This window comes from uncultured Streptococcus sp. (assembly GCF_902463925.1).
GTDB lineage: Bacteria > Bacillota > Bacilli > Lactobacillales > Streptococcaceae > Streptococcus.
This window is the reverse complement of record NZ_CABQHE010000003.1, coordinates 1-20,275: the sequence shown is the minus strand read 5'-3', so window position 1 is coordinate 20,275 and position 20,275 is coordinate 1. Positions and strand designations below refer to the sequence as shown.

Here is a 20,275-nt window from a genome sequence, read left to right as displayed (position 1 = left end):
TTAATGTTCTTGTTTTACAAGTCAGAGCCAAAAGTTTATAATTAACTAGATTGTATTTTATTATCTAGAAAGAAAATTATGACTGAAACTAAAACTGACAGGCAGCAGCAGCAAATGCTAAGAGGGACGGCATGGATGACAGCATCCAATATTATCAGTCGTCTCTTAGGGGCACTTTACATTATTCCTTGGTATGCTTGGATGGGTAAACAGGGCGACCAAGCCAATGCCCTCTTTGGTCAAGGGTATAACATTTATGCCCTTTTCCTTTTAATTTCTACAGCAGGGATTCCAGTCGCAATTGCCAAACAGGTGTCAAAATATAACACGCTTGGAAAGATGGAGACGAGTTTCTTCTTACTCAAGCGTATCTTGTATTACATGATTGGTCTCGGACTGATCTTTGGCGTGTTCATGTACTTTGCTTCGCCGTGGATGTCTTACCTTTCTGGGGGAGACGAGGATCTGGTTCGCGTCATGCGCAGTCTTTCTTGGGCGGTTGTTATTTTCCCATCTATGTCTGTTTTACGAGGCTTTTTCCAGGGCTTTAACAACATGAAGCCCTATGCCCTAAGTCAGATAGCAGAGCAGATTATCCGTGTTATTTGGATGCTTTTGGCGACCTTCTTCATCATGAAAATTGGTACAGGTGACTATGTGACTGCAGTTGTCCAATCGACTTTTGCCGCTTTCATCGGTATGTTGGCTAGTTATGGGGTACTTTTCTTCTATCTTTGGAAAGAAGGCAAGCTCAAGAGCCTTTTTGGTAAGCAGGCCGTTCATCCTGATATCAATCCAACTGTAATTGTTATTGAGACATTTAAGGAAGCCATTCCCTTCATTATTACTGGATCAGCGATTCAACTTTTCCAGTTGATTGACCAATGGACCTTTATTCGTACTATGGAGAAGTTTACAAGCTATAGTAACAGTCAGCTTCAGGTTCTCTATGCTTATTTGTCTTCAAACCCAAGTAAGATTACTATGATTTTGATTGCTGTTGCTATTTCTATTGCTGGGGTAGGAATCCCACTCTTAACGGAAAATATGGTAAAAAAGGATCTTCGGGGAGCAGCCAAACTCATTATTAATAATCTACAGTTACTCTTGCTCTTTATTGTTCCTGCTATTGCAGGATCAGTGATTCTAGCCAAACCTCTCTACACCGTTTTTTATGGTGCACCGGATAGTCAGGCTCACTTACTCTTTGTAGCTAGTTTGATTCAAGTGATTTTCCTGGCCTTGTATAGTGTTTTAGCACCAATGCTTCAGGCCATCTTTGAGACCCGTAAAGCTATCAATTATTTTGCGATTGGGGTGCTGGTTAAGGCCATTCTACAGCTACCGTTGATTATTTTCTTGGGAGCTCTTGGTCCGGTTATTTCGACAGCCATTGGGTTAGGGGTTCCTATTGCTTTGATGTATAATCGCCTTCACACAGTTACTCACTTTAGTCGTAAGACAGTCTTTAGAAAAGCCTTACTCATCTGTATTCTTACAATGCTCATGGTTATTCCAGTTGCTGTTTTCTATTGGTTATTCCAATTTATCCTATCTCCAACAAGTCGTATGGGTAGTGTGATTCACTTAGTGATTGGAGGAGGTCTTGGCGTTTTAGTCTATGGAGTGCTTGCTCTTGTGACACGTATGGCTGACCAATTGCTTGGCGCACGAGCAGGTAGATTACGAGCTAAATTACATATTAAATAGTATTTGAAACCAAGTTATGTGGCTTGGTTTTTCTTTTCAACCTTTTTTGAAAAAAAGAGTATAATAGGTGTAAAAATATGAAATCGCTTTAATGATTTAGAATCGAGGAAAGGATTATGAGTAATTCTAGACAGAAAGGTACTAAATTAGGAACCTGTGCCCCTGATCAGGTTTATCAGGTGTTGCAAACTAGTCTTCAAGGGTTAAACTCACAAGAAGTAAAAAAGAGACAAGCAACTTATGGTCCTAACCAGTTGAAAGAAAGTAAGAAAGAACCTATTTGGCTGACCTTTTTCAGGCATTTTACCAGTCTCATGGCCCTCTTATTGTGGGTTGGTGGCTTTATTGCTGTGATTTCTCATAGCTTGGAGTTGGGGATTGCTATTTGGTTGGTCAACATTATTAATGGTCTCTTTAGTTTTATTCAAGAACATAGAGCAAGTCAGGCTACGGCAGCCCTTAATAAGCTTCTTCCATCTTACACAAGGGTTCTTCGGGATGGGAAAGAAGATAAGATTCTTGCTCAGGACTTGGTGCCAGGGGACTTGGTTTTCATTGAAGAAGGAGACCGTATTTCTGCAGATGGACGCTTGGTCGCTGTGACAGATTTGCAGGTTAATCAATCGGCCCTCACTGGTGAGTCTAATCCTATTTATAAATCAGACCAAGCGGATTTGACTCCTGATAAGACTGATTTGGAATATGACAATATGGTATTTGCAGGTACCACAGTTTCCGCTGGTTCTGGACGTTTTATAGTATCAGCCATCGGTATGGAAACTGAGTTCGGCCAAATTGCAGACTTGACGCAAAACCTAGCTCAGGAAAAAAGTCCACTGCAAAAGGAACTAGACCATTTGACCAAACAGATTTCAGTTATTGCGGTGTCTGTTGGTCTCTTCTTTATGGTAGCAGCGACTCTATTTGTCCATCAGCCTTTGTCTCAAGCCTTTATTTTTGCATTGGGGATGATTGTGGCCTTTATTCCTGAGGGACTTCTTCCCACAGTTACTCTCTCTCTAGCCATGGCCGTTCAGCGCATGGCTAAAGAACATGCTTTAGTGAAGAAATTGTCTTCTGTTGAGACTCTTGGAGCAACCTCTGTTATTTGCTCAGATAAAACAGGGACCCTAACGCAAAATGCGATGACAGTTAATCACTTATGGACCTTGTCAGGTAATTATGAGGTAACTGGGCTAGGTTACGCACCAGAAGGAAACATTGAGCAGGATGGTCACCCTGTTTCTCTTAAAGAAAATTCTCTTTTGAATCGTCTGGTCCGCTTTTCTCATTTGGCTAGTAATGCTCAAGTGGTGGCACCAAGCGCTGAAAATCCCAATTATACAGTCTTAGGAGATCCGACTGAAGCTTGTCTTAATATTCTTGCAGAAAAAGCAGGACTTGATTTAAATGACAACCACACCTGGGCGCCTCGTATTAAAGAAATTCCCTTTGATTCTGATCGTAAACGGATGACAACGGTACATCGCCTCGAAAAAGGTTTGGATGGCAGTCATCATATTTCCATCACTAAGGGTGCGCCTAAAGAAGTGATGGAACTTTGCTCAGACTATTACGATGGTCAAGGAGCAATCAAATCTATGACCACTACAGAACGTCAAGCTATTCTTGCTGCTAACGACCAATTTGCTCGTGACGGCTTGCGTGTTTTAGCTGTTGCTTATCGTCCTTTGGAAAGCCAACATATCAAAGAAGACGAGTGGGATATGCGGACCCTCGAAGAAGATATGGTCTTTGTGGGACTCGTTGCCATGAGTGATCCCCCACGTCAAGGTGTCCGTGAAGCAATTGAGCAATGTCACCGTGCCAGTATTCGCATTATCATGGTGACAGGTGACTATGGGTTGACAGCTCTTAGTATTGCCAAGAAAATTGGAATTGTAAAAGGTGACAATGCCCGTGTTGTTTCAGGACTTGAACTGGCAGATATGACCGACGAAGAGCTCAAAGAAGCTCTTAAAGGCGAAATCGTTTTTGCTCGTGTGGCTCCCGAGCAAAAATATCGTGTGGTCAATGCACTTCAGGAACTTGGTGAGGTTGTTGCTGTTACTGGTGATGGTGTTAATGATGCCCCTGCTCTTAAAAAGGCTGATATCGGTGTAGCTATGGGGGTATCGGGAACTGACGTAGCCAAGGAATCTGCCGATATGATTTTAACGGATGATCACTTTGCTTCTATTGTCCATGCTGTTGAAGAAGGACGTGCCGTTTATCGAAATATTCAAAAATTCCTGACTTATATTTTTAATTCCAACACGCCAGAAGCCGTACCCTCTTCCTTCTTCTTGTTCTCTCTGGGACGCATTCCTCTTCCCTTAACAGTTATGCAAATCCTAGCTATTGACCTGGGAACGGATATGATGCCAGCTTTGGGACTAGGGGTTGAGCCACCTGAAGAAGGCGTTATGGACAGGCCACCAAGACGCCTATCAGATCGTTTGTTAAACCGACGATTACTCTTAAAAGCCTTTGCTTGGTATGGACTGATTGAAGCAGCCTTAGCTATGGGGGCTTTCTTCCTTAATTATTGGGTTAATCAAGGTAACTTAAACCATTTGACCAGTTCAGGTCCTCTCTATCGAGAGGCAACTACCATGACCTTAGGAGCTATTATCTTTACCCAAATTGGTATGGCTATGAATAGTCGCAAGGGTAGGGGATCTATTTTCCAAGTTAAACCATTTGCTAATCGGATTATTAGCTTAGGGATTGTTTTAGAAATTGTTCTCTTTATCATCCTGTCTTACGTGCCTTTCTTCCACACGTTATTTAACACTGCGCCTATTGGACTTGATGATTGGCTCTATTTACTTGCTTGTCCATTTGTTATTATGGCTTTGGAAGAAATCAGATATCGCTTATTTGATAAAAAGTAAGTCGGTGGCTTAGCTTAGATTGAAGCAAGACTTTTAAATCGTTTCTTAGTGCTTGAAATTATAATGTTTCAGGCACTTTTTGATGCTTGAAAACTTACTTTTGACAATCTCAAAAATTGGCCTTATTTTAAATTAGAGTCAGTATCTATCTGTCTTTTTAGGTTATAGAAATAAACTATAACTAACTATCAAGAATCCGTATGATGGACTTACCATTATTTTTCAGAAAATAGTGATAAAATAGAGGTCATAGATATGGAGTATATCCACTTTACCATGTAGAAAGGGCACATTATGACACAAGAATATCAATTAGAAACCATTTTGGCACACGCAGGAATCAATTCGGATGAAGCAACAGGAGCCTTGGCTTCACCAATTCATTTTTCAACAACTTACCAACATCCAGAATTTGGTCATTCTACTGGTTTTGACTATACACGAACTAAAAATCCAACACGCGCAACAGTGGAAAAAACACTTGCAGCTATTGAAAAAGCAGATTATGCTATTGCGACAAGTTCAGGGATGAGCGCCATTGTTTTGGCCTTTGAAATTTTCCCGGTAGGCAGTAAGGTTGTAGCTGCGCGTGACCTTTACGGAGGTTCTTTCCGTTGGTTTAATGACAAGGAAAAAGAGGGCCGTTTCTTTTTTGAATACACAAATACAGAAGATGAGATGATTGCGGCTATTACAGAAGATACCGATATTGTTTACATCGAAACACCGACAAACCCACTTATGATTGAGTTTGATATTGAAAAAGTGGCAAAAATTGCTCATGATAAGGGTGCGGTGGTTATTGTTGATAATACCTTCTATAGCCCAATCTACCAAAACCCGCTTACTCAAGGTGCTGATATCGTTGTACATTCAGCTACTAAATACCTATCAGGGCATAATGATGTCCTGGCTGGTGTTGTTGTGACTAGCAATCCAGAATTCTACGATAAACTTTATTATAACCTCAATACGACTGGTCCAAACTTGTCCCCATTTGATAGCTATATGCTCATGCGTGGACTTAAGACCCTAAAACTTCGTATGGAGGCATCAACAGCTAATGCTCAAGAAGTTGTAGCTTTCTTAGAAAAGTCACCAGCTGTTAAAGAGGTTCTCTACCCAGGTAAGGGTGGGATGATTTCCTTCAAAGTGGCTAACCAAGATAAGATTCCAACTATTATCAATACTCTTAGGGTCTTCACCTTTGCGGAAAGTTTGGGTGGTGTTGAAAGTTTGATTACTTATCCAACAACACAAACTCACGCAGATATTCCAAGTGAAGTGCGTGCTTCGTATGGATTAACGGATGACTTGCTTCGTCTTTCAATTGGTATTGAAGCAGCAGAGGATTTGATTGCTGACTTGGAAAATGCCCTTAGTCTTTAAGGAGTTATCTATGACACGTTATGATTTTACAACACAACCAAATCGCTTAAATCAAAACACTATGAAATGGCACGAAGCCGAAAGTAATCCAGAACTACTTGAGCTTTGGGTTGCTGACATGGACTTCTTACCTGTCCCTGAAATTAGAGAAGCGGTCATCAACTATGCTGAAACGCATATCTTTGGTTACCCTTATCCAAGTGATGAGCTTTATCAGTCCATCATTGATTGGGAAAAAAATCAACATGGCTATTCAATTGATAAGGAGAGCATTGTCCTTATTGAAGGTGTTGTTCCAGCCATTTCAACAGCTATTCAAGCCTTTACGAAAGAAGGCAATGCTGTTCTCATTAATACACCAGTTTATCCGTCTTTTGCTCGTTCTGTCCGCTTGAATAATCGCAAGTTGATTGAGAATAGTCTTGTTAAGGTTAACGGGCATTTTGAAATTGATTTTGAGCAATTGGAACGTGATATCGTAGACAATGATGTAAAACTCTATGTCTTTTGTAGTCCACATAATCCAGGTGGTCGTGTCTGGACTAAGGAAGAATTGACCAAGGTAGCAGACCTTTGCCAGAAACATGGTGTTCTCTTGGTATCTGATGAAATCCATCAAGACTTGGCCTTGTATGGAAATAAGCATATCTCTCTAAATACAATTTCAGACGCCTATAAGGATTTCACTTTGGTCCTTAGTTCGGCTACTAAAACCTTTAATATTGCTGGTACCAAGAATAGTTTTACCATCATTGAAAATGAAGACTTGCGTAAGTCCTTTAAACAAAAACAATTGGCTAATAATCAACATGAAATTCCAACCATTGGTTTGATTACAACCCAAGCTGCCTTTACCTACGGTCAACCTTGGTTAGAGGAATTGAAAACTGTCTTTGAAACTAATATTGACCTTTTAACCAAGGAACTTAGTGAAAAGACTAATATCAAAGTCATGAAACCTGAGGGAACTTACCTGGTCTGGCTTGATTTTTCAGCTTATGATCAAGATCATAATGAACTTGGACGTTTACTTAAAGAAGAAGCCAAGGTAGTGCTAAATGACGGTATTACTTTCGGTTCCGAAGGAGAAAAACATTTCCGATTTAACGTAGCTACGCCAACTAAAGTTGTTGCTGAAGGTGTGAAACGTTTGGTTTCTGTCTTTGGAAATTAAGAAAAGTGAAGCAAATGGCATCACCTTAAATTGAAGACGGAGTCTTCTTTTGAGATTTTCCTTATTAACCGTAGTAGTATTGCTGAGTGCTGAGAATAAATCGACATGGGCTCCAAGCTTCCTCATTAAAATGAATGAAGCTGATACTACAGAAGTTCTTCCTAAGATGACCAACCAAAGGACTGGATTTGGGATAAACCTGGTGAAATCTTGGTACATGTGGCTGATCAAAACAGTGCTAAATTGCCAAATGAGGACTTTAACGTGGATTATTAAGCGGTGTTAGATTATGGTCTTAAACCACATGCTTACAGTCGACGGTTCAACGAGAATTTCTGATGCTCACGGTGTGTTAACTGTTAAAGACGGTGAAGATAAGAAAGCAGATAAATCAGAAACTCCAGTAAATCCAACAGATGGAAACCATTCTTCTGATGATAAGACTTCTAAACCAGCAGATAATAATCAGCCATCAGCTGATAAAGTAACTAAGTCTGATGAGAGACAACAACACTAAAGTTGCTGTCAAACTTGCTACAACTCCTAAGATACCAAGTGATTCAGAAGATTCTTTCAATTTTGGCAGCCTTCTTTGCGGTTATTGGTAGCTTAGCACTTTTTGGCTATGTTTTAGTTACAGGTAAGATTCATCTACCTAAAAAATAAAATTTGACCCTTTTCAAAAACGTTTGCAAGTAAAGCAAGCGTTTTTTTTGTGTTTTTGATATAATAGAGTGAATATAAAGCAAAGGAAGAAACTATTATGGGTAAATTTCAAGTTATTTCACATCCATTGATTCAACATAAACTCTCAATCTTACGTCGTGAGGATACCTCTACTAAGGACTTCCGTGAGTTGGTTGATGAAATCGCTATGCTTATGGGTTATGAAGTATCGCGTGATCTCCCTCTTGAAGAGGTTGAAATTCAAACACCAATTACAAAAACAGTTCAAAAACAACTTTCTGGTAAAAAATTGGCAATTGTTCCAATCCTTCGTGCGGGTATTGGTATGGTCGATGGTTTGCTTAGCCTCGTACCTGCAGCAAAAGTTGGTCATATTGGTATGTACCGTGATGAAGAAACACTTGAGCCAGTTGAGTACTTGGTTAAATTGCCAGAAGATATTGATCAACGTCAGATTTTTGTAGTGGACCCAATGCTTGCAACTGGTGGTTCAGCAATTTTGGCGGTGGATTCACTTAAAAAACGTGGAGCAGCTAATATCAAGTTTGTATGTTTAGTTGCCGCACCAGAAGGTGTCAAAAAATTGCAAGATGCTCACCCAGATATTGATATATACACAGCATCTTTGGATGAGAAACTTAATGAGAATGGTTATATTGTTCCAGGTCTTGGAGATGCAGGTGACCGTCTGTTTGGTACAAAATAAGTCGAAAAGGGAAAATCTCCCTTTTTTTAATAGGGTAATGACTTAGGAAAATCTCAATAATAACCTGTTTTTTACTTATTTAGCACTCTTTTTAAATGAGTGCTAAGAAAGATGTTTTTTATTTGACCTAATTTGACTAAAATCATATAATAACATCAAGACAATATTAAAAGGAGAATTCATATGATTCCTGTAGTTATTGAACAAACATCACGTGGTGAACGTTCTTATGACATTTACTCACGTTTGCTCAAGGATCGTATTATCATGTTAACAGGTCCTGTAGAAGATAATATGGCAAACTCAATTATCGCTCAACTCTTGTTCTTGGATGCTCAAGACAATACAAAAGATATCTATCTTTATGTTAATACACCAGGTGGATCAGTTTCAGCTGGTCTTGCCATTGTTGATACAATGAACTTCATCAAGTCTGATGTTCAAACCATTGTTATGGGTATGGCAGCATCAATGGGTACAATTATCGCTTCAAGCGGTACCAAAGGTAAACGTTTCATGTTGCCAAATGCAGAATACATGATTCACCAACCAATGGGTGGTACTGGTGGTGGTACTCAACAAACGGATATGGCTATCGCAGCTGAACACTTGCTCAAGACTCGTAATAACTTGGAGCAAATCTTGGCTGATAATTCTGGTCAGTCAATTGAAAAAGTTCATGTCGATGCTGAACGTGATAATTGGATGAGTGCCCAAGAAACACTTGAATATGGCTTCATTGATGAAATCATGGCCAACAACCAATTAAAATAAGCTTAGCTTATCTAAGATAAAAGTCAGATGCTAATCGGTTTATATAAGAACCATTTCATCTGACTTTTTGTGCTATAATAGGAAACATGTTAATAATCAATGAGGAGCTACTTGCTATTGATCAAGCAATAGACAGTCTTGTTTTACATTTTCTAAGACTGCCAGAAGTAGAGAATTACCGTTTAAAACGGCAGAAATTTGAAAATACCAGAGAACTTCAAGAGCTACTTTTGGAATTTCAGGAATTAAAGGAAAGCTATGATAAGGCTAAGGAGTATGAGTCTTTTAGACCAGAGGTGAGGGACTTGAAACGTCAGGTTTTGCGAATGAAGCGCCAAATTGATCTAAACGAGGTGGTTATAGGCTATCGTCAGGCGGAGTTCGATTTGCAGATAATACTAGCTTCACTTGGCGAGGAGGTTGCTCAAGCTATCTCAAATCAGATTTTCATTGATACTGGGCTACCTCTTGCACCTCATAAACCTCATCATAAAAAGGGTGACACTAACATAAAGGAGAAGATGAGTCATGATTAAGCGTCAAGGAATTATTGTTTATTTATACTATAATAGAGACTTACGTAAAATTGCCAAGTTTGGCGATGTTGTCTACCATTCTTATAAGATGCGTTATGTACACCTTTATGTAGATCAAGACAGGGTTAAGGACATCTTGACAGAGCTTGAAGGAATGAAGGCGGTCAAAAAAGTTCTTCCTTCTTATTATTCTGATATTGATATGGATTTTGTAGGTAGTCTGGAACGCTACGACACCTCTGTCCCTGAACATTTTAAAAACTTTTCTCTTTAGCTAGGAGAAAAGTTTTCTATTCTTAAAGTGTTAGTTTAAAAGCAATGGAAACGATTACTGTAGTTGAGGATTAGTTATGTGTGGTTGACAATTGTCTGATAATTCTGTAATCTATAAGGTGGACTTTTTTAAGAAAATATTAAGGAGAAATCTTATGTCTAAAAAGATCACACTTATTGTGTTAGCCTTTTTTGCTTCCATTTTCTTGGTTGCCTGTGGCAAGTCACCAGATGTGACTGCTAATGCCAAAGGTACTAAGATTGGGGATACAATCAAAATTGGTGTTAACATGGAGTTGACAGGTGCTGTTGCGGCCTATGGTAAGGCGGAGCAGAATGGTATTAAGTTGGCTGTTGATGAAATTAATAAAGCAGGTGGCGTTGACGGCAAAAATCTAGAGCTCGTCACAAAAGATAATAAATCTGAAAATGCTGAAGCTTCAACATCTTCAACGAACCTGGCTATTCAGAGTAATGTAAATGCTATCGTTGGTCCAGCGACATCAGGTGCTGTTGCTGCTGCTAGCCTCGTGTCACAAAAAACAGGGGTTCCTTTGATGACACCTTCAGGTACGCAGGATGACCTTACGGTAGATGCTAACGGAGCTAAGAAATTTGTTTTCCGTACAACCTTTAAGGATAGTTACCAAGGTAAAGTTTTGGCGGTTTATTCTTACAATAATTTGAATGCTAAGAAAGTAGTTCTCTACTATGATAATGCTTCGGATTATGCCAAGGGTATTGCGGATGAATTCAAGCGTGAATATAAAGGTCAAATTGTTACTGAGGCTACCTTTGCGTCAGGTGACAAGGACTATCAGTCAGCTTTGACTAAATTTAAAGACCTTGATTATGATGCGATTGTAATGCCTGGTTACTATACTGAGACTGGAATTATTACAAAACAAGCACGTGACCTTGGAATTGATAAACCAATTCTAGGACCTGACGGATTCAGTGATGCGAAATTTACAGAGCTTGCAGGTAAAAAGAATGCTTCGAACGTCTACTATGTATCAGGGTATTCAACAAATATTGCTCTTTCTGACAAGGCATCTGGTTTCATTGAAGCATATAAGAAAGCTTACAAAACTGAACCAAATATGTTTGCTGCTCTAGCTTACGATTCTGTTTATATGGTTGCAGAAGCATCAAAAGGTGCGAAAACATCAGTAGATATCGCTGATAATTTGGCAAATCTGAAAAACTTTGTTGGGGTTACCGGTAAAATGACAATTGACCAGAATCATAACCCTATTAAAGCAGCTCTTATGGTTAAAAGAGATAATGGTAAAGAAGTTTCAGCGGAAGCCGTTGAAATTGAAAAATAATCTATTATCTATACTGAAATTGAACTAGAAAGTTTGGTTATATATGTTTTTTGAACAACTTCCCCAACAACTAGTCAATGGTATTATCTTGGGTAGTATCTATGCACTACTTGCCCTTGGATATACCATGGTTTATGGGATTATCAAATTGATTAACTTTGCCCACGGAGACATCTACATGATGGGTGCTTTCGTTGGTTACTATGCGATTAACAGCTTGAAGATGAACTTCTGGATTGCCCTTGTGTTTTCTATGATTGTCTGTGCAATTTTAGGGGTAGTCATTGAATTCTTGGCTTATCGCCCATTGCGTAATTCAACACGTATTTCTGCCTTGATAACGGCCATCGGTGTGTCATTCTTCCTTGAATACATCATGGTTTACTTTGTAGGTGCAGATACACGTTCATTCCCACAATCAATCAAAATGTATACTTATCATTTTGGGTCAATCTCTGTGACAAATGTGCAATTGCTCATTTTGGTAGTTGCTCTTGTACTTATGGTTGCTCTTCAGTTGATTGTTAAGAAGACTAAGATGGGTAAAGCTATGCGTGCTGTCTCTGTAGATAGCGACGCAGCAGAGTTGATGGGTATTAATGTTAATAATACGATTAGCTTCACTTTTGCTCTTGGATCATCACTTGCAGGGGCTGCCGGTGTCCTCATTGGTCTTTACTATAACTCAATTGAACCTCTTATGGGGATGACTCCAGGGATTAAAGCTTTTGTTGCCGCTGTTCTTGGTGGTATCGGTATTATTCCTGGTGCAGCACTCGGTGGTTTTGTTATCGGTATTTTGGAGACTTTGTCAACCGCAATTGGTTTATCAAGTTACCGTGATGCCATCGTTTATGGTGTCTTGATAGTTATCCTCTTGCTTCGTCCAGCGGGTATTCTCGGTAAAAATGTGAAAGAGAAGGTGTAAGGCATGAAGAAAAATCTAAAAGTAAACCTTATTTGGTTTGGTCTTATCATTGGACTCTTCCTTATCTTGAAAGGTCTTGAACTTTCAGGTATCATGAATCTTTACTACATCCAAATCTTAATGGGGATTGGGATTTCAATCCTTATGGGACTTGGTACTAACTTAGTTCTTGGTTTTTCCGGACAATTTACACTTGGACAAGCCGGTTTCATGGCAATCGGTGCGTACTCATCAGCCATCATCACTGGCATGATGCCAACTTATGATGGTTTCTACCTCTCAATGGTTGTAGGTGTCATCATCGCAGCTGTCGTTGCCCTTATTTTTGGTATACCTACCCTTCGTTTGAAAGGTGACTATCTTGCCATTGCAACTCTCGGTATGGCTGAAATTATCCGTATCATTATCGTTAATGGTGGTGAATTGACCAATGGTGCCGCTGGTTTGACTGGAATTCTTCCTTATACCAGCTGGCCTGTCATCTATTTCTTTGTTGTTATCATTACAATCTTGGTACTCAATTTCTTGCGTTCAGCAACTGGTCGCCAAGCAATCACTCTTCGTGAAGATGAAATTGCTGCTGAGTCAATGGGTGTTAATGTCACAAAAATGAAGGTTATTATATTTGTTATCGGTGCCATGATTTCAGCGATTGCTGGTTCACTTTATGTCAGCTATATCGGGACCGTCGTGCCAAAAGACTTCACAATCATGAAATCAATTGATTACCTTATCATTGCCGTTCTTGGAGGTCTTGGATCAATTACAGGTACTATCATTGCTGCTGTTGTTCTTGGTATTATCAACATGTTCCTCCAAAACGTTTCAAACCTTCGTATGATTATTTACGCATTGGCTTTGATTCTTGTAATGCTCTTCCGTCCAGGTGGGCTTCTTGGAACAAAAGAACTCTATCTCTCAAAATTCTTCAATAAATCTAAGGAGGGCAAATAAAAATGGCACTTCTTGAAGTTAAAAATTTAACTAAAAACTTTGGTGGTTTAACTGCTGTTGGTGACGTTTCAATGGAACTCAATGAAGGTGAGTTGGTTGGGCTTATCGGGCCAAATGGTGCTGGTAAAACAACCTTGTTCAACCTTTTGACTGGTGTCTATGAGCCAAGTGAAGGGACTGTAACGCTTGATGGTACAGTTCTCAACGGTAAAGCACCTTACAAGATTGCGTCACTCGGTTTGTCACGTACTTTCCAAAATATCCGCCTTTTCAAAGACATGACTGTACTTGAAAATGTTCTTGTTGGTTTATCAAATAAGCAACCTTCAAACTTCTTCGCATCACTTTTGCGTTTACCTAAGTACTATTCAAGTGAAGAAGAGTTAAAAGCAAAAGCTATGAAACTCTTGGCTATCTTCAACTTGGATGGAGAGGCAGAGACACTTGCGAAAAACTTGGCTTACGGACAACAACGTCATTTGGAAATTGTTCGTGCACTTGCAACGGAACCTAAAATTCTTTTCCTTGATGAACCAGCTGCGGGTATGAACCCACAAGAAACAGCTGAGTTGACTGCTCATATTCGTCAAATTCAAAAAGACTTTGGTATTACAATTATCTTGATTGAGCATGATATGAGTTTGGTTATGGATGTTACTGAGCGTATCTATGTTTTAGAATATGGACGCTTGATTGCAGAAGGAACACCTGATGAAATTAAGAATAACAAGCGTGTTATCGAAGCTTACTTGGGAGGTGAAGCGTAATGGCTATGTTAAAAGTTGAAAATCTCTCAATTAAATATGGTTCTATTGAGGCTGTTAAAAACGTTAGCTTTGAGGTTAATGAAGGTGAAGTTGTAACTCTTATCGGAGCCAATGGAGCAGGTAAAACATCTATTCTTCGTACAATCTCAGGTCTTGTTCGTCCAACTGAAGGAACTATTTCTTACCTTGGAAACGACATTCACAAAACACCAGCTCGAAAGATTGTTGCAGACGGTTTGGCACAAGTGCCTGAAGGACGTCACGTCTTTGCAGGATTAACCGTAATGGAAAATCTTGAAATGGGTGCTTTCCTTCATAAAAATAAAGAAGAAAACACAACTCTATTGAAAAAAGTCTTCCAACGTTTCCCACGTCTAGAAGAGCGTAAGAATCAAGACGCTGCAACACTTTCTGGTGGTGAGCAACAGATGTTGGCGATGGGTCGTGCCCTTATGAGTCGTCCGAAACTTTTGCTTTTGGATGAACCTTCAATGGGGCTTGCTCCAATCTTTATTCAAGAAATTTTTGATATTATCGAAGATATCAAGGCACAAGGAACTACAGTTCTTTTGATTGAACAAAATGCCAATAAGGCTTTATCAATTGCGGATCGAGGTTACGTTCTTGAAACTGGTAAAGTGGTTCTTTCAGGTACTGGTAAAGAACTTCTTGCATCAGACGAAGTTCGTAAAGCCTATCTTGGAGGATAAGAAAAAGCGCCCAAGGGCGTTTTTCTATAGTCTCATACTGATTGTAAGGTATTAATTTTTCAGCAAAATAATGCAATCGGTTACAACTAGTGTGGTATAATACAATTAAGAAATCATTCGGAGGAAAATGAAACATGGCAGTAAAAGATTTTATGACGAAACGTGTGGTTTACGTTTCACCAGAAACAACAGTTGCAACAGCTGCAGACATTATGCGTGACAAAGGTTTGCGCCGCTTGCCAGTAATTGAACACGATAAACTGGTTGGTCTTATTACAGAAGGTACAATGGCGGAGGCTTCACCATCAAAAGCAACTAGCTTGTCTATTTATGAAATGAACTATCTCCTTAATAAGACAAAAGTAGGAGATATCATGATTAAAAATGTCCTTACTGTTTCCAAATATGCTAGCCTTGAGGATGCTATCTACATTATGTTGCAAAACAAGGTTGGAGTTCTTCCAGTAGTAGACAATGACCAAATTTCTGGAATTATTACAGATAAAGATGTCTTTCGTGCCTTTTTGGAAATCTCTGGCTATGGTCAAGCCGGAATCCGTATTGGGCTTGAAGTCTTAGACACACCACGTGTCCTAGAAAAAATTGCCAACCTCATTTCTAGTGAAAATCTCAACATTGAACGTACAATTGTTGCACCAAAAACTGATACCGTGCTTCGCGTTGAACTACAAGTTGAAGGGGATGTAGAACCAGAATACCTTAAAAAAGTTTTTGTAGAAGCAGGGTTTACAGTTACTGAAATTGCTGAGACAGAAGCAAAAGAATTAGACTAATAAGAAAAGGAGTCAAGACTAAACGAGTTTATTTCGGTGTCCTACTCCTATAGGTCAGTATATTAGCAACAGGTTGTTTTTCTATTGGAACGATTAGCAGCTGGCTATAAGTTTTTAACAACAAAAAAGAAGCTAGAACATTAAATGTTCAGCTTCTTTTTTGTTAGTTTTAGAAATCATAAAGTGTTGTAGAAAGGTAACGTTCACCATTATCAGGCAAAAGTGTCAATACTTTTTTACCTTCGCCGAGTTCAGCAGCAACTTTAAGAGCAGCAGCAATAGCAGCACCTGATGAGATACCAGCTAGGAAACCTTCCTCGCTACCCAATGTACGTGATGTTGAGATAGCTTCATCAGAAGGAATACGTACAACGCTATCATATGATTTTGTATCCAATGTGTCAGGGATAAAGCCAGTTGAGATACCTTGGATTTTGTGTGGTCCTGGTTTATCACCGTTCAAGACAGCAGATTCGTCAGCTTCAATACCATAAACTTTGATATTTGGGTTAGCAGCTTTCAGAGTTTTAGAAACACCCGAAATAGTACCACCGGTACCGATACCAGCTACGAATGCATCCAAACCATCTGCCCCAAAGTCTTCAAGAATCTCTTGGCCAGTTGTATCAGCATGGGCAGCTGGATTTGAAGGGTTAGCAAATTGGAGTGGCACCCAACCATCGCGCTCAGCAGCAACTTCTTTAGCCTTAGCGATAGCACCTTTCATTCCTTCGCTACCAGGAGTCAAAACAAGTTCAGCTCCATAAGCTTGGATGATTTTACGACGTTCAACGCTCATTGTGTCAGGCATTACGATAACAACTTTATAGCCTTTAGCAGCTCCAACCCAAGCGAGACCAATACCAGTGTTACCTGAAGTTGGTTCAACAATGGTATCACCAGGTTTAATCGTACCAGCTTTTTCAGCATCTTCAATCATTCGAAAAGCAATACGGTCTTTTACTGAAGAACCAGGGTTAAATGCTTCGATTTTAACGTAAACATCTGCTGATCCTTCTGGAACAATAGAGTTAAGTTTAATAACAGGTGTTTTTCCAACAAGTTCAGTGATTGAGTTGTAAATTGTCATATTTAAAATCCTCTTAATCTTTGATTGATGGTTTTAAGTATACGACGGTAGAACTAACTTGTAAAATACATCTTCTTTATCACTGTGATAATGTTTGACTATCAGACAGGAATCTCAACAATTTTCTTTCCAGATATTTCATAATTAACTTTCCCCTGATAGAACTCAGTGAGCTCTTGACCGAGTCTTTCAATCTCAGACTCTTCAACAAACAAAGTGGTAGAAACTTCTGATAAGAAAGTTGTATCAAATTCTTGGAGACCTTCTTTTTCAAGGAAGTTAGAGAAAACTTGGTATTGAGAGTAGGTCAACTTTACAATTAGGCCCATTAACTCTTTGATTTCCACTCGTCCAATTTCTTCGATTGCATGGGCAACGCTACCAGAGTAAGCGCGGATAAGACCACCTGCCCCAAGTTTGATTCCTCCAAAATAACGAGTCACAACAGCTACGACATTAGTAAGTCCTTGTTTTTCTAGAACAGTAAGCATAGGCACACCAGCGGTTCCAGAAGGTTCGCCATCATCACTAGAGCGCTTAATTTGACCATCTTCTCCGACAATCATTGCAGAGCAAGAGTGATTGGCCTTGTGATGTTTTTTCTTAATCTGAGCGATATACTCTCTCCCTTCTTCTTCATTGCTAATACGTTTCAAATGACAAATGAAACGAGATTTTTTGATTTCTTCTTCAACGATTTTATCGTTGGCAATTGTTTTGTAGTCCATAAAAAAATTTTATCATAAAAAGGTGAATTCAAACATATTTTCGAATAGAAAGATATGATACCTAAAGAATATTATGGACGACTATTTACGAAAGCACAGTTACCAGTGGACTATCTCTCAGAGGCTGTAAAATTAGAAAGTATGATAAAGGTTGATAAAAAACTTAGATGTAAAAGATGTTATAGTCAAATAGAGGGAGATTGGCAATTACCGAATGGCCAGTATTATTGTAGAGCATGTATTGTCTTTGGTCGAAACCAAGAAGGAAAAGAACTCTATTACTTTCCTTCAGAAAAATCAGAAGTAAATTTTCCTGTCTTGAAATGGTTAGGAAAACTGACTCCTTATCAAAATGAGGTCTCGGAAAAGCTTTTAAAGACTTATAAAAACCAAAAACACAGTCTAGTTCATGCAGTGACTGGTGCTGGTAAGACAGAGATGATTTATAAGATTGTTGCCTATGTTCTTGAAAATAAAAATCGTGTCGCCATTGCAAGTCCCCGAGTTGATGTTTGTCGAGAATTGTTTCTACGTATGCAGAAAGATTTTACTTGTAGTATTTCTCTGCTTCATGCTGATAGTGAACCATATGATGGTAGTCCGCTCGTTATAGCTACCACTCATCAATTACTAAAATTTTATCATAGCTTTGACTTGATTATTGTTGACGAAGTTGATGCCTTCCCCTTTGTAGGGAATGTCATGTTAAATCATGCTGTTAAACAAGCAAAGACGGAAACAGGTCGGTATATTTACTTAACAGCAACTTCTACATTAGCTTTAGAAGAGCAAGTTCGCCTTGGAGCTTTAGAAAAGCATCACCTTGCCAGACGCTTCCATGGAAATCCTTTAGTCTTTCCTCGTTTCTTTTGGCAAGGAAGGTTACAAAAGTCGTTGACGAAAGGCAAGCTCCCAAGTCCTCTAATTCACCAGATTAAGAAGCAGCGTAAATCAAATTTTCCTCTATTGATCTTTTTCCCAAATATAGCAATAGGTGAAAAATTTAGTATTACCCTAAAAAAATACCTTCCTACTGAAAACATAGTCTTTGTTTCATCAAAAAGCGAGGAGCGTTCAACCATCGTAGAGAAATTCCGAAAAAAAGAACTGTCAATCTTAGTGACAACAACTATTCTCGAACGTGGTGTTACCTTTCCACAAGTAGATGTTTTTGTTTGTATGGCAAATCATCACTTATATACTAGTTCGAGTCTTATTCAGATTGGTGGTAGGGTGGGGCGTTCGCCCGAGAGGCCTACAGGGAAACTCTATTTCTTTCATGAAGGATTATCTAAATCAATGTTGCAATGTCGGAAAGAAATAAATGCAATGAATAAAAAAGGAGGCTTTGAAAATGAAGTGTCTACTATGTAATGAATGGATTGAATCAGTAGCTCAATTAAGTGATTTAATTATGTTTAAACAAAGAAGAGAGTATTCTTGTGAAGATTGTAAAGGTCAATTTAAAAAGCTTGGGAAGGGGAGATGTCCAAATTGTTGTAAAATAATAGATCGCAATGGTTGCATTGATTGCAAAATTTGGGCGAAGAAAGGCTATATTCCAAAACATTTTGCCATTTATTGTTATGAAGAAAATATGAAAGAGTATTTTAGTCGCTATAAATTTATGGGAGATTATTGCCTTAGAAAAATATTTCACCAAGAAATTAAAACCAATTTAAAGTCTTTTTTAAAGAAAGGATATATCTTAGTACCTGTCCCCTTGTCGGAAGAACGCTTGGAAGATAGAGGATTCAATCAAGTTAAAGGATTGCTAGAGGGAATCCCCTATAAAAATATTTTTGAGAAAAGAGATATTGAGAAGCAATCCTCGAGAACACGCGAAGAGAGGTTAAGTCAAGATAATCCTTTCAGTTTGAAGAAAGGTATTGAGCTGCCAAGTAAGATCATCATAATCGATGATATTTACACAACAGGATCTACCCTGTATCAAATGGTCAAACTATTAGATGACTTGGATGTTAAAGAAGTTTTGACCTTTTCCTTGGCTAGATAATAAAAACCCTTGCAAATTTTCATGAAAAGGATATAATAAAGATAAAGAAAACGCTAACAAGCGAGAAAGAGGTCTTTTATGATTAAATATAGTATCCGTGGCGAAAACATCGAAGTAACTGAAGCACTTCGTGACTATGTTGAAAGTAAACTTAGCAAAGTTGGAAAATACTTCAACGAAGACCAAGAACTACATGCACGTGTAAATCTTAAGGTTTATCGCGAAAAGACAGCTAAAGTAGAAGTTACTATCCCTACAGGTTCTGTAACACTACGTGCAGAAGATGTTTCACAAGATATGTATGGTTCTATTGACTTAGTGGTCGATAAGATTGAAAGACAAATCCGTAAAAACAAAACAAAAATTGCACGTAAGCATCGTGAGAAAGTTTCAAGAGGTGAAGTGTTCTCAGCTGAATTTAATAAAGAAGAAATTGAAGAAGCACCAACTGTTGAAGTTGTAAGAACTAAAAATATTGAGTTGAAACCAATGGATGTTGAAGAAGCAATTCTTCAAATGGAGTTGTTGGGACACGATTTCTTTATCTATACTGATAGCAAAGATCATATGACTAACGTACTGTATAAGCGTGAAGATGGTAACTATGGCTTGATTGAAGCAAAATAATAAGCAGGTTTATACCCTGCTTATTATTTTTTTAAAAACCTCTTGACAGCTATCCAAAAGGGTGTTAAGATATAAAAGTTGTCTTAAGTGATTTGTCTCTAACTCGTAAAGGTTCCAAAACTTTAAAAAAGTTATTGACAAGACAAGATAGAGATGATATTATAAATAAGCTGTTTCGGAAGA

General features: G+C 38.7%; 19 protein-coding genes and 1 pseudogene. 18 read left to right on the top strand and 2 right to left on the bottom strand.

Annotated features, from left to right (window positions below; all coding sequences use genetic code 11):
• Positions 1–78: 78 nt before the first annotated feature.
• The 15 genes and pseudogenes from RDY04_RS02975 to RDY04_RS02905 all read left to right on the top strand — a co-directional run bounded on the left by RDY04_RS02975 (position 79) and on the right by RDY04_RS02905 (position 15,630).
• Positions 79–1,710, top strand: coding sequence for a polysaccharide biosynthesis protein (locus tag RDY04_RS02975; RefSeq protein ID WP_303951973.1), 1,632 nt, complete (start codon positions 79–81; stop codon positions 1,708–1,710).
• 116 nt (positions 1,711–1,826) lie between these two features.
• Positions 1,827–4,607, top strand: coding sequence for a cation-transporting P-type ATPase (locus tag RDY04_RS02970; protein ID WP_303951972.1), 2,781 nt, complete (start codon positions 1,827–1,829; stop codon positions 4,605–4,607).
• A gap of 294 nt (positions 4,608–4,901) precedes the next feature.
• Positions 4,902–5,996, top strand: a complete 1,095-nt coding sequence (locus tag RDY04_RS02965; protein ID WP_303951971.1) for a cystathionine gamma-synthase — start codon at positions 4,902–4,904, stop codon at positions 5,994–5,996.
• A 10-nt stretch (positions 5,997–6,006) separates the two neighbouring features.
• Positions 6,007–7,170 (top strand): MalY/PatB family protein, encoded by a 1,164-nt coding sequence (locus RDY04_RS02960; RefSeq protein WP_303951969.1) that lies wholly within the window; start codon positions 6,007–6,009, stop codon positions 7,168–7,170.
• A 79-nt stretch (positions 7,171–7,249) separates the two neighbouring features.
• A pseudogene (locus tag RDY04_RS02955) lies at positions 7,250–7,836 on the top strand (levansucrase); the annotation flags it as partial.
• 97 nt (positions 7,837–7,933) lie between these two features.
• Positions 7,934–8,563, top strand: a complete 630-nt coding sequence (gene upp / locus RDY04_RS02950) for a uracil phosphoribosyltransferase (protein ID WP_003097908.1) — start codon at positions 7,934–7,936, stop codon at positions 8,561–8,563.
• 183 nt (positions 8,564–8,746) lie between these two features.
• Complete coding sequence (gene clpP, locus RDY04_RS02945) at positions 8,747–9,337, top strand: ATP-dependent Clp protease proteolytic subunit ClpP (RefSeq protein WP_295492871.1); 591 nt, start codon at positions 8,747–8,749, stop codon at positions 9,335–9,337.
• Between the two features lie 86 nt (positions 9,338–9,423).
• On the top strand, positions 9,424–9,873 hold the full coding sequence (locus RDY04_RS02940; protein ID WP_295492868.1) for a YlbF family regulator: 450 nt from the start codon (positions 9,424–9,426) through the stop codon (positions 9,871–9,873).
• A complete protein-coding gene (locus RDY04_RS02935; protein ID WP_295492865.1) occupies positions 9,866–10,147 on the top strand; it encodes a YlbG family protein in 282 nt (93 codons plus the stop codon). The genes RDY04_RS02940 and RDY04_RS02935 overlap by 8 nt, the downstream gene beginning before the upstream one ends.
• A 154-nt stretch (positions 10,148–10,301) precedes the next feature.
• Complete coding sequence (locus tag RDY04_RS02930) at positions 10,302–11,477, top strand: ABC transporter substrate-binding protein (protein ID WP_303951966.1); 1,176 nt, start codon at positions 10,302–10,304, stop codon at positions 11,475–11,477.
• Between the two features lie 43 nt (positions 11,478–11,520).
• Positions 11,521–12,405, top strand: a complete 885-nt coding sequence (locus RDY04_RS02925) for a branched-chain amino acid ABC transporter permease (RefSeq protein WP_303951964.1) — start codon at positions 11,521–11,523, stop codon at positions 12,403–12,405.
• Between the two features lie 3 nt (positions 12,406–12,408).
• Positions 12,409–13,359 (top strand): branched-chain amino acid ABC transporter permease, encoded by a 951-nt coding sequence (locus RDY04_RS02920; protein WP_003097900.1) that lies wholly within the window; start codon positions 12,409–12,411, stop codon positions 13,357–13,359.
• A gap of 2 nt (positions 13,360–13,361) precedes the next feature.
• Complete coding sequence (locus RDY04_RS02915; RefSeq protein ID WP_295492854.1) at positions 13,362–14,126, top strand: ABC transporter ATP-binding protein; 765 nt, start codon at positions 13,362–13,364, stop codon at positions 14,124–14,126.
• A complete protein-coding gene (locus tag RDY04_RS02910) occupies positions 14,126–14,836 on the top strand; it encodes an ABC transporter ATP-binding protein (protein ID WP_302545747.1) in 711 nt (236 codons plus the stop codon). Before RDY04_RS02915 ends, RDY04_RS02910 begins: the two co-directional genes overlap by 1 nt.
• 134 nt (positions 14,837–14,970) lie before the next feature.
• The gene (locus RDY04_RS02905) at positions 14,971–15,630 is read left to right on the top strand and encodes a CBS and ACT domain-containing protein (RefSeq protein WP_295492848.1); all 660 of its coding nucleotides are present in this window, start codon (positions 14,971–14,973) and stop codon (positions 15,628–15,630) included.
• Positions 15,631–15,799: 169 nt separating this feature from the next.
• On the opposite strand, the gene cysK is transcribed toward RDY04_RS02905, so the two are convergent.
• Positions 15,800–16,720 (bottom strand): cysteine synthase A, encoded by a 921-nt coding sequence (cysK, locus tag RDY04_RS02900; protein WP_303951960.1) that lies wholly within the window; start codon positions 16,718–16,720, stop codon positions 15,800–15,802.
• A 101-nt stretch (positions 16,721–16,821) separates the two neighbouring features.
• Positions 16,822–17,448 (bottom strand): YigZ family protein, encoded by a 627-nt coding sequence (locus RDY04_RS02895; protein ID WP_303951958.1) that lies wholly within the window; start codon positions 17,446–17,448, stop codon positions 16,822–16,824.
• Between the two features lie 54 nt (positions 17,449–17,502).
• Between RDY04_RS02895 and RDY04_RS02890 the strand changes: the two genes are divergently transcribed.
• From RDY04_RS02890 to hpf, 3 genes are all read left to right on the top strand, one after another.
• Positions 17,503–18,822 carry a DEAD/DEAH box helicase gene (locus RDY04_RS02890; RefSeq protein WP_303951956.1) on the top strand — a complete coding sequence of 440 codons (1,320 nt, stop codon included), beginning with the start codon at positions 17,503–17,505 and terminating at the stop codon, positions 18,820–18,822.
• A complete protein-coding gene (locus RDY04_RS02885; protein WP_303951953.1) occupies positions 18,803–19,465 on the top strand; it encodes a ComF family protein in 663 nt (220 codons plus the stop codon). Before RDY04_RS02890 ends, RDY04_RS02885 begins: the two co-directional genes overlap by 20 nt.
• Before the next feature lie 78 nt (positions 19,466–19,543).
• On the top strand, positions 19,544–20,092 hold the full coding sequence (gene hpf / locus RDY04_RS02880; protein WP_295496733.1) for a ribosome hibernation-promoting factor, HPF/YfiA family: 549 nt from the start codon (positions 19,544–19,546) through the stop codon (positions 20,090–20,092).
• Positions 20,093–20,275: the final 183 nt, after the last annotated feature.

Bases quoted from the DNA above. Each gene is read 5' to 3' on its own strand.
- RDY04_RS02975 (WP_303951973.1), top strand. From the start codon at position 79: ATGACTGAAACTAAAACTGACAGGCAGCAGCAGCAAATGCTAAGAGGG.
- RDY04_RS02970 (WP_303951972.1), top strand. From the start codon at position 1,827: ATGAGTAATTCTAGACAGAAAGGTACTAAATTAGGAACCTGTGCCCCT.
- RDY04_RS02965 (WP_303951971.1), top strand. From the start codon at position 4,902: ATGACACAAGAATATCAATTAGAAACCATTTTGGCACACGCAGGAATC.
- RDY04_RS02960 (WP_303951969.1), top strand. From the start codon at position 6,007: ATGACACGTTATGATTTTACAACACAACCAAATCGCTTAAATCAAAAC.
- upp (WP_003097908.1), top strand. From the start codon at position 7,934: ATGGGTAAATTTCAAGTTATTTCACATCCATTGATTCAACATAAACTC.
- clpP (WP_295492871.1), top strand. From the start codon at position 8,747: ATGATTCCTGTAGTTATTGAACAAACATCACGTGGTGAACGTTCTTAT.
- RDY04_RS02940 (WP_295492868.1), top strand. From the start codon at position 9,424: ATGTTAATAATCAATGAGGAGCTACTTGCTATTGATCAAGCAATAGAC.
- RDY04_RS02935 (WP_295492865.1), top strand. From the start codon at position 9,866: ATGATTAAGCGTCAAGGAATTATTGTTTATTTATACTATAATAGAGAC.
- RDY04_RS02930 (WP_303951966.1), top strand. From the start codon at position 10,302: ATGTCTAAAAAGATCACACTTATTGTGTTAGCCTTTTTTGCTTCCATT.
- RDY04_RS02925 (WP_303951964.1), top strand. From the start codon at position 11,521: ATGTTTTTTGAACAACTTCCCCAACAACTAGTCAATGGTATTATCTTG.
- RDY04_RS02920 (WP_003097900.1), top strand. From the start codon at position 12,409: ATGAAGAAAAATCTAAAAGTAAACCTTATTTGGTTTGGTCTTATCATT.
- RDY04_RS02915 (WP_295492854.1), top strand. From the start codon at position 13,362: ATGGCACTTCTTGAAGTTAAAAATTTAACTAAAAACTTTGGTGGTTTA.
- RDY04_RS02910 (WP_302545747.1), top strand. From the start codon at position 14,126: ATGGCTATGTTAAAAGTTGAAAATCTCTCAATTAAATATGGTTCTATT.
- RDY04_RS02905 (WP_295492848.1), top strand. From the start codon at position 14,971: ATGGCAGTAAAAGATTTTATGACGAAACGTGTGGTTTACGTTTCACCA.
- cysK (WP_303951960.1), bottom strand. From the start codon at position 16,720: ATGACAATTTACAACTCAATCACTGAACTTGTTGGAAAAACACCTGTT.
- RDY04_RS02895 (WP_303951958.1), bottom strand. From the start codon at position 17,448: ATGGACTACAAAACAATTGCCAACGATAAAATCGTTGAAGAAGAAATC.
- RDY04_RS02890 (WP_303951956.1), top strand. From the start codon at position 17,503: ATGATACCTAAAGAATATTATGGACGACTATTTACGAAAGCACAGTTA.
- RDY04_RS02885 (WP_303951953.1), top strand. From the start codon at position 18,803: ATGAAGTGTCTACTATGTAATGAATGGATTGAATCAGTAGCTCAATTA.
- hpf (WP_295496733.1), top strand. From the start codon at position 19,544: ATGATTAAATATAGTATCCGTGGCGAAAACATCGAAGTAACTGAAGCA.